Source organism: Allobosea sp. TAB14 (genome assembly GCF_052113865.1).
Taxonomy (GTDB): domain Bacteria; phylum Pseudomonadota; class Alphaproteobacteria; order Rhizobiales; family Beijerinckiaceae; genus Allobosea; species Allobosea spartocytisi.
This window is the reverse complement of the sequence record NZ_JBFRDQ010000136.1, coordinates 1-11,492: the sequence shown is the minus strand read 5'-3', so window position 1 is coordinate 11,492 and position 11,492 is coordinate 1. Positions and strand designations below refer to the sequence as shown.

15 protein-coding genes and 2 tRNA genes are annotated in these 11,492 nt (G+C 67.5%); 12 read left to right on the top strand and 5 right to left on the bottom strand.

Going from position 1 to position 11,492, the window contains the following annotated elements; genetic code table 11:
• The 3 genes from AB4Y99_RS19305 to AB4Y99_RS19295 all read left to right on the top strand — a co-directional run.
• On the top strand, positions 1-649 hold a 649-nt coding region (locus AB4Y99_RS19305), incomplete at its 5' end, for an isocitrate lyase/PEP mutase family protein (RefSeq protein ID WP_441524443.1).
• An 8-nt stretch (positions 650-657) separates the two neighbouring features.
• Positions 658-1,380, top strand: a complete 723-nt coding sequence (locus AB4Y99_RS19300; RefSeq protein WP_051987442.1) for a GntR family transcriptional regulator — start codon at positions 658-660, stop codon at positions 1,378-1,380.
• A 108-nt stretch (positions 1,381-1,488) separates the two neighbouring features.
• Positions 1,489-1,851, top strand: a complete 363-nt coding sequence (locus tag AB4Y99_RS19295) for a site-specific integrase (protein WP_441524442.1) — start codon at positions 1,489-1,491, stop codon at positions 1,849-1,851.
• Here AB4Y99_RS19295 and AB4Y99_RS19290 read toward each other — a convergent pair.
• Both AB4Y99_RS19290 and AB4Y99_RS19285 read right to left on the bottom strand, forming a co-directional pair.
• Positions 1,814-1,898 (bottom strand) — tRNA-Tyr (locus AB4Y99_RS19290). The two genes, AB4Y99_RS19295 and AB4Y99_RS19290, sit on opposite strands and share 38 nt — an antisense overlap.
• A gap of 157 nt (positions 1,899-2,055) precedes the next feature.
• The gene (locus AB4Y99_RS19285; protein ID WP_441524441.1) at positions 2,056-2,610 is read right to left on the bottom strand and encodes an AAA family ATPase; all 555 of its coding nucleotides are present in this window, start codon (positions 2,608-2,610) and stop codon (positions 2,056-2,058) included.
• Between the two features lie 102 nt (positions 2,611-2,712).
• Between AB4Y99_RS19285 and rlmB the strand changes: the two genes are divergently transcribed.
• A complete protein-coding gene (rlmB, locus tag AB4Y99_RS19280; RefSeq protein ID WP_038358395.1) occupies positions 2,713-3,519 on the top strand; it encodes a 23S rRNA (guanosine(2251)-2'-O)-methyltransferase RlmB in 807 nt (268 codons plus the stop codon).
• 6 nt (positions 3,520-3,525) lie between these two features.
• On the opposite strand, the gene AB4Y99_RS19275 is transcribed toward rlmB, so the two are convergent.
• Positions 3,526-4,056 (bottom strand): hypothetical protein, encoded by a 531-nt coding sequence (locus AB4Y99_RS19275; RefSeq protein ID WP_441524440.1) that lies wholly within the window; start codon positions 4,054-4,056, stop codon positions 3,526-3,528.
• 366 nt (positions 4,057-4,422) lie between these two features.
• Between AB4Y99_RS19275 and AB4Y99_RS19270 the strand changes: the two genes are divergently transcribed.
• Complete coding sequence (locus tag AB4Y99_RS19270) at positions 4,423-6,033, top strand: MFS transporter (RefSeq protein WP_038358397.1); 1,611 nt, start codon at positions 4,423-4,425, stop codon at positions 6,031-6,033.
• 116 nt (positions 6,034-6,149) lie between these two features.
• On the opposite strand, the gene AB4Y99_RS19265 is transcribed toward AB4Y99_RS19270, so the two are convergent.
• Positions 6,150-6,821, bottom strand: a complete 672-nt coding sequence (locus AB4Y99_RS19265) for a class I SAM-dependent methyltransferase (RefSeq protein ID WP_441524439.1) — start codon at positions 6,819-6,821, stop codon at positions 6,150-6,152.
• Between the two features lie 107 nt (positions 6,822-6,928).
• Between AB4Y99_RS19265 and AB4Y99_RS19260 the strand changes: the two genes are divergently transcribed.
• The 7 genes from AB4Y99_RS19260 (at position 6,929) to AB4Y99_RS19230 (ending at position 10,832) form a co-directional block, all read left to right on the top strand.
• Positions 6,929-7,099, top strand: coding sequence for a plasmid mobilization protein (locus tag AB4Y99_RS19260; RefSeq protein WP_370955584.1), 171 nt, complete (start codon positions 6,929-6,931; stop codon positions 7,097-7,099).
• Positions 7,100-7,159: 60 nt separating this feature from the next.
• A tRNA-Thr gene (locus AB4Y99_RS19255) sits at positions 7,160-7,234 on the top strand.
• A 166-nt stretch (positions 7,235-7,400) separates the two neighbouring features.
• Positions 7,401-7,688 (top strand): hypothetical protein, encoded by a 288-nt coding sequence (locus AB4Y99_RS19250; RefSeq protein WP_038359879.1) that lies wholly within the window; start codon positions 7,401-7,403, stop codon positions 7,686-7,688.
• Positions 7,689-7,765: 77 nt separating this feature from the next.
• Positions 7,766-8,275 (top strand): hypothetical protein, encoded by a 510-nt coding sequence (locus tag AB4Y99_RS19245; RefSeq protein WP_441524438.1) that lies wholly within the window; start codon positions 7,766-7,768, stop codon positions 8,273-8,275.
• A gap of 117 nt (positions 8,276-8,392) precedes the next feature.
• Complete coding sequence (locus AB4Y99_RS19240) at positions 8,393-8,830, top strand: hypothetical protein (protein ID WP_133563429.1); 438 nt, start codon at positions 8,393-8,395, stop codon at positions 8,828-8,830.
• Between the two features lie 143 nt (positions 8,831-8,973).
• Positions 8,974-9,924 (top strand): MBL fold metallo-hydrolase, encoded by a 951-nt coding sequence (locus AB4Y99_RS19235; RefSeq protein WP_441524437.1) that lies wholly within the window; start codon positions 8,974-8,976, stop codon positions 9,922-9,924.
• Between the two features lie 134 nt (positions 9,925-10,058).
• Positions 10,059-10,832, top strand: coding sequence for an NAD kinase (locus tag AB4Y99_RS19230; protein ID WP_038358403.1), 774 nt, complete (start codon positions 10,059-10,061; stop codon positions 10,830-10,832).
• A gap of 7 nt (positions 10,833-10,839) precedes the next feature.
• Here AB4Y99_RS19230 and AB4Y99_RS19225 read toward each other — a convergent pair.
• The coding region (locus AB4Y99_RS19225; protein ID WP_441524436.1) for a DUF2336 domain-containing protein at positions 10,840-11,492 on the bottom strand (653 nt) is incomplete at its 5' end.

Sequence of the window (11,492 nt, the reverse complement as noted above, 5' to 3'; positions counted from 1 at the left end):
GATGGCGAGCCGCGCCCGCGCGATCGCTGGCAGCATCTCGGTGCCGCTGATTGCCGATGCCGACACCGGCTACGGCAATCTCAACAATGTCGCGCGGACCATCGCGGAATACGAGGCGGCCGGCGTCGCCGCGCTGCACCTGGAAGACCAGCTGACGCCGAAGAAATGCGGCGCCATGAGCGGGCTTTCTCTGGTTTCCACCGAGGAACATGCCGAAAAGATCCGGCAGGCGGTGAAGACACGTCGCGATCCGGACATGCTGATCATCGGCCGCACCGACTCCCGCCTTGTGCTCGGGCTCGACGAGGCGATCGCGCGGGGCCAGGCCTATGCGAAAGCCGGTGCCGACCTTGTCCTGATCGAGATGCTGCAGAGCGAGGAGGAGATGCGTCTCGCCGTGCGCAGCATCGACGCACCGCTGATGTTCAACTCCGTCGACGGACGCACGCCGGCCCTGGATGCCGCGACCTTCGAATCGATCGGCTTCAAGCTGCTGGCCTTCCCCTTGTCGTCGACGCTGGCCTATGCTCGGCTGATGCAGCGCTTCGCTTCGGACCTCAAGCAGAACGGCTCGACGGCGGCCTGGGCCGAAGCGCTCTTGCCGATCCATGACTACGAAGGCGTGCTCGGCCTGAGCCGCTACGCCTGAGCCCAGCCATGTATCCCAGCCGCCGCCCGACCAAGCCCCGTCCCCAAACGAGCGACCGCGCATCTGGCCTCACGGCACTGGAGCATCCGCGCTCGCTCGCGGAAATGGTCGAACAGCGCCTGCGCGACGCCATCGTCAACGCCGAGCTGCCCTTCGGCCATGCCCTACCTGAGGACGAGACGGGGCTGGCGCTCGGCGTCAGCCGCACGCCGCTGCGGGCTGCGCTTGCAAGACTTGCCGCGCTCGGCCTCGTCACCATCGTGCCCAATCGCGGCGCCTTCGTCTTCGACCCCTCGCTGGAGGATGTGAAGCAGCTTGCGGGCTTTCGGCTGATGCTGGAAACCGAGGCGGTCATGCTCTGCCTCGACGGCGCCGCGGACAATACCGAGGCGGAACTCAAAACCGTACTGACAATCATGGAAACGGCGCATCGCGAGCAGGACGGCACAGCCTATGCCAGCAGCGACACTGATTTCCACGCGGTCTTTTTCCGCAATTGCGGCAACCTTTTCGTCGCGAATGCCTTCGCCACCATCTCCTGGCAGGTGGCAGCGCTGCGTGCGCATCTGTCCGTCGACCGCTCCTGGGAGCGTGATACGTCCTTCCTGGAGCATCGCGAGATCGTCGAGGCATTCAGCTCCGGCAGCCGGGACGATCTCCGTCGCATCCTGCGCGATCACATCCTGCGGGCCGCCAAGGCCTATTCAAACGTGATCGCGCAAGAGACCTGATTTGCTCTGCGAAAACCGGCCGTCATTTTCGGATCGAGTCCTTACCCGGCAGTCAGGCGCAAAGATCGCGCTTTGACGACCCCGCGCGCGAGGGCTGACGACACGGCAATGAGCAAGGAAGGATTTGGGAACTGGTTCGCCGACGCCTGCGTCGCGGCTGATGTCCCCGGTCGAGCTCATGGCCTGCGGAAGGCGGGCGTCACGAGAGCCGCGAACCATGACGCTTCCGACGCTCAGCTCGACGCGATTTCCGGTTGGAGCGGTCGCGGCATGGCGGCGCTCTACACCAAGACAGCGAACCGACAGCGTCTCGCAGAAGAGGCCGCGTCGCTCCTGATTCCGGAACCGAAAAGAACGTCTATTCCCGCACCTCATCATCAGGTGCGGGAAACGCCGCTAAAAAAGAAGGGAATTCAAGTGCCTAGGAAAAAGGTGGTGGGGGAAGCAGGACTCGAACCTGCGAAGGCATAGCCAGCGGATTTACAGTCCGCCCCCTTTGCCGCTCGGGACATTCCCCCGCCTGCGCCCATGACCGGCTCTCAGAGCCGCGGGCCACCGATATGTCACTCACATGACGACCGGCAGGCGCGGCCGGACTTATGGTGACCGGGCCGCGACGTGTCAACGGCAAAAAGGCCACGGCCGCAAATTCCCTGTCGGAAAGCGCAAGCTCGCTCATGCCTCCGCTGCCAGATGGCGCATCACGAACGCCGCGCGATCCGCGACGCTGGCGCGCGGGAGTTCGAGCAGCCGGTAGCCATAGCGCGGATAGGTCGCCACCATCGCCTCATAGGTCCGCTTTGCCTCGGCCGGATCCTGCCTGCGCTCGGCATCCTGCGTGAAGATCTCCGGCCAGAATGGAGCGATGAACACCGTCTCGCGATAGCGGCACGCCTCGGCGGCGCGCGTGACGGTTTCGGGTACCGGCAGCCCGCACAGGCCGAGATAACCGGCGATGTCCGGAATGCCCCGGTCGAAGAAGACGAAGCCAGGCTGGTCCTTCGCCGCCGCATGGCTGCGCAGATCATGCGCCAGCATCAGTTCGGCGAAGCCCGTCCGATCGCCCCAGGGCAGCCCGTTCCCGCCCACGGCCATCTGCTCGCGGATGACCGTCCGGCCCRCCTCCGGCATGACGGCGTGTCCGGATGCCGCGAGCATCTCGATCAGTGTGGTCTTGCCGGAGCCGGGACCGCCGGTGATGACAACGAAGCGATGGCTGGCAACTGCCATTGTTCAGGCCTTTCATGGTCGAGGAAGAGGGCGCGGTGCGTTCCGCGCTGGTCAAGCGCGCCGTGCCGTGGCACGGCAGGCGGAAGAATTCTGGAGAAAGCGATGGCCCCGCCCTTCCGTCCCAAACAGGCCTGGCCCGGAGGCAAGCGGCCCGGCGGTCCTGCCCGCCGCACTGGCGCCCCGCCGCCGCACCGCCCCGGCGAGATCGACGAAGCCGTGCTTTACGGCGTCCACCCGGTCGTCGAAGCCCTGCGCAACCCGCAGCGGCGCTTCCGGCGGCTGCTCGCCACCGAGAACGCGCTACGCCGCCTGCGCGAGGAGATCGGCGAACTCCCGGTCGAGGCCGAGCTGGTCCGCCCCTCGGAGATCGACCGGCTGCTGACGCCCGATTCGGTGCATCAGGGCCTTTATCTCGTCTGCGATCCCCTGCCCTCGCCCGATCTCGACAGTCTGCCCGACGATGCCGTCGTGCTCGCGCTCGACCAGATCACCGATCCGCACAATGTCGGGGCGATCCTGCGCTCGGCCGCCGCCTTCGCCGCCGCCGCGGTGATCGTCACCATCCGCCATTCGCCGGCCGCGACCGGCGTGCTGGCGAAATCGGCCTCCGGCGCGCTGGAACATGTCCCGCTCATCGCCGTGCGCAATCTCGGCGACGCACTGGATACGCTGGGAAAACGCGGCTTCCTGCGTGTCGGCTTCGATTCGGACGGCGACGTCACGCTCGACGATGTCGCGCTGCGCCGCCCGCTCGTCATGGTGATGGGCGCCGAGGGCAAGGGCCTGCGCCAGCGCAGCCGCGAGCTCTGCGACCATGTCGCCCGGCTCGAGGTGCCGGGCGCGATCACCAGCCTCAACGTTTCCAACGCGACGGCGATCGCCCTTTACGCGGCGAGCCGGCGCCGCTGATTCGGTTCAGCGCCGCGGCACGGTCAGCAGCAGCGCGCCCGTCTCGGCATGGGCGAAGCGCGTCCGCCGGCCGCCCTGCGGCTCGGCCTCGCCGATACGGATGACCCACGCCACGGGCCGCAGGCGCGATCCCTCCAGCCGATAGATCGTCGGCTCGGGCGTCGGCTCCCGGCGGATGCCGGCCCGCGCCGTCAGGTTCTCGAAGGAATCGGGATCGACCGGCTTCACCGTCTCAGTGGGTCGCTCGATCACCGCGACCGTCGCGTCGTCCGCCGGATAGAACAGCCATGGATCGGCATAGCCCGGCCCGGCCCAGGACCAGCGGCGATGCGCGCCATGGCGGAAGCCGTGACCGGCCATGCGGGCATGCCGCCCGATCCGCGCAGAATCCGTGCCGGAGCGATGAACGAAACCCATCGCCTTTGGGCCTGGCGCCGCCCCGAAACCGCCGCCTCGCCCCGCGGCGCTGGCTTCGCCGACGGATAGTCCGGCCGCCAGCAACAGGCCGCAGGACAGGCCGATGATACGCAACGCCATGGCGCGCCTCCTCATCCGCATCTCGTCAAGCCTCCACCTTCGCAGTATAGTGGCGCCATGGCGCCTGACCAGCCCATGCGCGCCTCGATTTGGCGCCCTGCACCGTTCCTCCGATAGTCTTAAGACGAACGGTGCAAGACCAAGTGCTTGATTGCACCTGCGACATTCCGCGCGCAAACCTTTGATTCAACCCGGAATGGCGGGGTTTCTCGACCATTCCGGCGGCGCGGACACCGTCTCCAACGAAGACGGACCGCGCCCCGAGGAACCGGCCGGGACAACCGACCGCACGCGGATTCACCAAGGGAGGCAAACGCCATGAGCATGGCATCGCAAGCATCGGATTCGAGGGCCGCCCCTCGACCGATGACCAAGGAAGAAAGAAAGGTCATCATCGCCTCGTCGGCCGGCACGGTCTTCGAGTGGTACGACTTCTATCTGGCGGGTTCGCTGGCCGCCAACATTGCCCAGACCTTCGTGCCGGGCGACAACGATACGGCGAAGTTCATCTTCGTGCTGTTCGGCTTCGCGGCCGGCTTCGCGGTGCGCCCCTTCGGTGCGCTGTTCTTCGGCCGCCTCGGCGACATGATCGGCCGCAAATACACCTTCCTGGTCACGATGACCGTCATGGGTCTCGCCACCTTCGTGGTCGGCCTGCTGCCCAGCTTCCAGACCATCGGCTACCTCGCGCCGACGGCCTTCATCATCTGCCGCCTGCTGCAGGGCCTCGCGCTCGGCGGCGAATACGGTGGCGCCGCAACCTATGTCGCCGAACACGCCCCGATGGGACGGCGCGGCTTCTACACCTCGTGGATTCAGACGACCGCGACGGTCGGCCTCTTCCTGTCGCTGATCGTGATTCTCGGCCTGCGCCTCAGCATGTCGCCGGAGGCCTTCGCGGCCTGGGGCTGGCGCGTTCCGTTCCTGCTCTCGATCATCCTGCTCGGCTTCTCGATCTGGATTCGCCTCCAGCTCGCTGAATCGCCGGCCTTCGTGAAGATGAAGGAAGAGGGCACGCAGTCAAAGGCGCCGCTCTCGGAAGCTTTCGGCAACTGGCAGAACGCCAAGATCGGCCTCATCGCGCTGTTCGGCGGCACGGCCGGCCAGGCCGTCGTCTGGTATACCGGCCAGTTCTACGCGCTGTTCTTCCTGACGCAGACGCTGAAGATCGACGGCACGACCGCCAACCTGCTGATCGCGCTCGGCCTGCTGCTCGGCACGCCGTTCTTCATCTTCTTCGGCTGGTTCTCGGACAAGATCGGCCGCAAGCCCATCCTGCTCGCAGGCTGCCTGATCGCGGCACTGACCTACTTCCCGCTCTTCACCATGCTGGCGAAGACGGCCAATCCGAACCTGATCAACGCGACGGAGAACGTGAAGCTCGTCCTCACGGCCGATCCGGCCGAGTGCGGCACGCTGTTCGACCCCGTCGGCGTGCGGACCTTCACCAAGCCCTGCGACGTCGTGCGCCGCGCGCTGGCCACCAACTCGATCCACTACGATCTGGTGCCCGGGCCGGCTGGGTCGCCGCTCAAGGCGACGATCAACGGCAAGGACGCGCCAAGCGGAGTTGCCGAACTCACGGCCGCCGCCCAGGCTGCCGGCTATCCGAAGGCGGGCGATCCGAGCATCCTGAAGACGCCCTCGATCGGTGAGCTGCTCTCCAGCAGCCGCGCCCTCCAGGCCGTCGGCATCCTGTTCATCCTCGTGCTCTTCGTCACGATGGTCTACGGGCCGATCGCGGCCCTGCTGGTCGAACTCTTCCCGACCCGCATCCGCTACTCCGGCATGTCCCTGCCCTACCACATCGGCAATGGCTGGTTCGGCGGCTTCCTGCCTCCGACCGCCTTCGCCATCGTGGCGGCAAGCGGCAACATCTTCTCCGGCCTGTGGTATCCGATCATCGTGGCGCTCGGCACCTTCGTGATCGGCCTGCTCTTCCTGCCGGAAACCAAGGATCGCAACATCCTGCAATGATCGCCGCCTGAGGGCGACGATTCAGGCCCCGCCCGCAAGGGCGGGGCTTTTTTCGTCCAGGCAAGAACCCGAACGCTCCGCGACGCCGGACGTGCCGAACAGCGGGTGACTGCAGCTCAGGCGTAGGCGACCCAGCCGCGAAACGCGAAGCCCATATAGAACTGACTGACCGCGCCAAAACCGGCTTCGCGCAAGAGCTGCTCGTCCTCCTCGGGAGCAAGGATCGGCAGGCGGCCTGCGATCGCCTCGCGCGCCTTCTCGGCCTGCGCCGGCTCGACGCCGGAAGCGACGGCGAAGGCGGCATAGCGCGCGAGCCACAGCTCGCGCTCGCCGGCTCCTTGCGGGAAGCTGAAATGAGCGACCGCGAGCGGGGCGCCGGGCTTCAGGCGCCGCCGAATCTCCCCGAGCGTGCGCAGGCGCTCGTCGCGCTCGACGAAATGCAAGGTCAGAATGCAGGTCGCGGCATCGAACGGCCCTTCCGGCGCGCAATCGATCAGCCCGTGATGCAGGCAGACCCGGTCCGCCAGCGGGCCAAGGGTCACCTTCGCGAGGTTCAGCATCTCGGCGGACGGATCGACCCCGTCGAACCGCCAGCCGGGCCGTGCCTCGGCAAAAGCCTTGATCTCGAGCCCCCCGCCGGCGCCGAGAACCAGAATCCGCGCGTCGTCGGACGCATGCTCCGCGAGAAGGAGCATGACCATACGCTGCAGACTATCGAAACCGGGCACCAGGCGYGGCGGCCCTTCGGCATAGCGCGCGACGGCCTGCTGGTCTGAGAACGCATCCATGCTCGTTGGGGTAGCATAGCCGACCCTGCCTTGCGAACCGCCGGGCTCCGTCGCGCAACGGCCTGCTTGCCCTCGCCGCGGGAGCCAAAGTTGCGTAAGTTTTGAGTATGCCGAGTTGGAGGACAGAGCGGATCAATCTGGTCGTCTCCCCCAGCGAGAAATCGCTGTTCGAGGCCGCCACAAAAGAGGTTGGACTCACACTGTCATCTTGGATAAGGACGGTGGCCCTTGCTTCAGCCAAGAAGGTCGTCGTCACAAAATCCGACACACGCAAGTAGGTTTTCCGTGTGCCGGGAGATGACTAACCAACTGGTACGCATTGGGATTTTGAAGTTTTTGCCGGCGTAGCACAGCGGTAGTGCAGCGGTTTTGTAAACCGAAGGTCGGGAGTTCGATCCTCTCCGCCGGCACCAGTCCTTCTTCTTGTCGCCACTGCCACCGCCCCGTCAGGCGCACCGCGCGTTCCGCCACGGTTCGATCTGTGCGGAAGACAAGCCGGCGCCGCCGGGCGGTGATATAATGCTGGTGAGCGGCGGCCGGGCAGCGAACCGATCCCTCGCGCCGCTCGTGGAGGCCCCGATGAAGTTCCTTGCAGCCATGCTCGTCCTGGCCCTGAGCGTGAACGCCGCCGCCGCTCAATCGCGACCTTCGACCGTCTCGCGCCTTTGCGCCGCGAGCCGTCAGGATGTGCTCTCGCGCGGCGCCATCGTCCTCGGCACCGGCGGGCAGACCTATGACCGCTTCGTGCGGGATCGCAGCTTCTGCCAGTTCGACGAGTTCATCGACCCGGCCTGGGTGCCGAGCCGCGACACGCCGGCCTGCTTCGTCGGCTATCGCTGCAAGGTCGGCCCGTTCTGGGACGACTGACCGCAGTGGCGTCGAAGGAACTCCGACGGGCGCCGGCAGTTGTTCCTTTCGGGGTGAGGTGTGTACGGGAGGCGCCTATGCGTCGCTTGCTTCTCATCGCGGCATCGGTCACGCCGCTGCTCTTTGCTGCCAGCACCGAGGCGCTGGCCCAGCGCCAGTTCGGCGGGCATGGCTTCCGCGCCGGCGGCTGGCATGGCGGAGCCTGGCGCGGCGGGGGTGGCTGGCGCGGTATCCATCGTGGATTCTATCCGGGCGCGGCTTTCCGGAGCGGCGGCTTTGGCTGGCGCGGCTCTTACGGGCCGCGTTACCGCTACGGAGGCGGCTACCCCTATTGGGGCCTGGGCGCGGCCGCGGCGACGATTGGCGCGCTGGCGACCTACCCCGCCTATCCGGACTACTACCCTGATTACCCTGTTTACCCCGTCTATCCGGCTTACCCGGCCTATGCCRTCGTGCCGGGCGGCACGGGCGGAAGCTGCAGCACCCCGGTCAAGATGTGCACGCTCTACGAGCGCGCGCCGCTCGGCATCGGCTGTTCCTGCCGCGTCCCCGGTGGCAGGGCACGAGGAGCCGTCGTCGGCCCCTGATCCGCGGAACCGGCAGGACGTCGTGAAGCCCCGGTGCCGACGCAGCTTGGCGCTGCCGCCCGCCATGCGATAGGATGCCGCAGCAACCTGTTCCGGCCGCCGCACGCGGAGGCCGGAATGCCGTCAACCGACGTCGCGGAACGAATGGACGACCGGAATCATCTTCTGGCGCTGGCGGAGCGCTGCGAGGCTTCCAGCAAGCCGAATCGCGAGCTCGACGCCGAGATCTACGAGGCGCTGGGTTTCACGGTCCGCCGCAAGCCGACGCGGCTCGCCACGCGGCGCACCCCGGCCGGCGGCATCTATCAGCAGGGCAGCTTCTGGAAATCGCTCGGCGCGGTAAGCGCCGACATCAACATCGCCGTCTCCCTGCTGCGCGAGAAGGCCCCGGGCTGGAGCTGGAGCCTGCAATGCTTCGCCTCCGAGGACAGTCTCGCCTTCCAGGCGCTTGTGGCTGAGTGCTCCGGGCAGGGCGTGATGGGATCGCTCGCCCTCTGCGCCGCGATGCTGCGGGCCCTGGCACGGCATCGCCCCGATGCCGAGGATCAGGTCTAGCCCTCCGCCATTGTCAGACTTCACGAAAACTTGACCCCTGGATGGCCGGTGGCGGTTGAACGCATCGGCCGGGCCGCTACCTTCCCCCGCGTCCCGAGGGAGAAAAAATCATGCAGAGCATTCGGTTATCGCGACGGAAGACCATGGCCGGCGCCGGCGCGCTTGCCGCCACGGCGGCGCTCGGCCTCCCGGCCGTGCCTCCCGCGCAGGCGCAAACCCCTGCCAGCGGACAGGCTCCGGGCTTCTATCGCTACAAGGTGGGCGACATCACCTTGACCGCGATCAACGACGGCTTCGCCAAGCGCCCGCTCGAGGGTTTCGTGCGCAATGCGGAGCTGAGCGATGTGAAGAAGGCGATGGCCGGGGCCTTCCTGCCGCAGGACGCGCTCAACATCACCTTCACCACGCTCGCCATCCAGCAGGGCGGCAAGCTGACGCTGATCGATACCGGCAACGGCGATTCCGGTGCGCCGACCTCCGGCACCTGGATGGCGAACTTCAGGGCCGCCGGCTTCGACCCGAAGGATGTCTCGACCGTCATCTTCAGCCATTTTCACGGCGACCACATCAACGGCTTCCGCCTCAAGAACGGCACCGCCGTCTTCCCGAACGCGGAAGCCATGGTGCCATCGGCCGAATGGGCCTTCTGGATGGACGATGCGAAGATGAATGCCGCGCCGGACGCCATGAAGGGCGCCTTCGCCGGGGTGCGCCGCGTCTTCGGCCCCGTCGCCAAGGATGTCAGGCAGTTCGAGCCCGGCAAGGAAATCCTGCCCGGCATCACGCCGATCGCCGCGCCCGGCCATACGCCCGGCCACACGGTCTTCGCGCTCTCCTCCGGCGACAGCCGGATGATGATCATGTCCGACACGACCAACCACCCCGCCCTCYTCGTCCGCAATCCCGATTGGTCGGCGGTCTTCGACATGGATGGCCCGCAAGCGGCCGCGACCCGCCGCAAGCTGCTCGACATGGTCTCGGCCGATCGCATGCAGGTTGCCTTCTACCACGCGCCCTTCCCGGCCACGGGCTTCATCGCCAAGGACGGCAACGGCTTCGAGATGGTGCCCGTGCAGTGGAGCCCGGCGATCTGAGCGATGCCGCATCGCCGCGTGACGGGAGGCCGGGCTCGCCCGGCCTTTTTTGTCGCCCGGCTGTCTCGCGCCTTTCGCCCGCCCCGTGCTAGATCGGCAGTGACGCCGCAAGGCCCGCCGCTTCAGGACCCGTCATGACCGAGCGATTCGGCGCGATTTCCTTCGTCGCCAGCGAAACTCCGGAAGCCGAGGCCGCCCTCGTCAAGCTGGCGGAGCGTTATGGCAATGCCGACCCCGCCAAGGCGGACGTCATCGTCGCGCTCGGGGGTGATGGCCTGATGCTGCAGACGCTGCACCGCTTTCTCGGCACGGGAACGCCGATCTACGGCATGAACCGGGGCTCGGTCGGCTTCCTGATGAACGAGTTCAAGGAACGCGGCCTGAGCCGCCGGCTCGATGCGGCCCAGCGCAGCGTCGTCCACCCGCTGTCGATGCAGGCCGTCGACCGGCAAGGCGGCCGCGTCGCGGCCAAGGCGATCAACGAGGTCTCGCTGCTGCGCCGTTCCTATCAGGCCGCCAAGCTCCGGATTTCGGTGGACGGGCAGGTTCGCCTCGCAGAGCTCATCGCGGATGGCGTGCTGCTGGCGACGCCGGCCGGCTCGACCGCCTACAACCTCTCGGCCAACGGCCCGATCCTGCCGCTCGACGCGCCGCTCCTGGCCCTGACGCCGATTTCCGCCTTCCGGCCACGCCGCTGGCGCGGGGCGCTGCTGCCCGACTATGCCCAGGTGACGATCGACGTGCTGGAGGCAGACAAGCGCCCGGTCAGTGCGGTGGCCGACCACACACAGATCGACGAGGTTTCCTCGGTCTCGATCGAAATCGACCGGACGGTCGATCTGGTCATGCTACACGATCCCGGCCACAGCCTGGACGAGCGGATCCTGCGCGAGCAGTTCGGCTACTGAAGGCCCCTCAGGCCGCGTCGCGCAGATCGCCGCTTTCGAGCTCGATCAGGAAGGACGGATCGGCCTCGACCAGCAAGGCGAAGGCCGCGTCGTCGGCCAGCGAATCCGCCATCAGCCGGGCCTCGTCGCGCGCGGCCTCGGCGTCCATGCGGCGCAGCAACGCCACGAGCGCGTCGGCCTCCGGCCCCTCCATCGCCTCGCAGGCGGCAAGCACCTCGCGCAGCAGCGCCCGGTCGATGCCGCAGCGCGCCGCGCCCGCGTCGAAGCCGCGCGCATTGAGCGCCAGGATGGCGGCGACGAAGGCCAGTTCCAGCGCGGGCGGCAAGCCCGCCTTGCGGCAGAGCGCCTTGAGGCCGGCCCCACGTCGGTCGCGCAGCAGCGCGGCGACACGCCCCGGCGGCAGATCGGACAGCGCGACGAAGGCCGCTTCGGCCAGCGCCGGTTCTCCGCTCAGGAGGGAGCGCAGCATCAGCCCGGGCGTCAGCCGCCCGGTCGCGCGCAGCACCTCGACGATCGCCGGCGCATCGGTCGCCTCGCCGCCGGCGGCCAGCGCCACCGCGACGCGCTCGGTCGCCTCGCGTGCGAGCCGCGCGCTGCGCTCCGGCGTCAGCCAGCCGCAGCCGGAAACGAAATGCGCCAGCGCATCGGAAACCCTGGAAG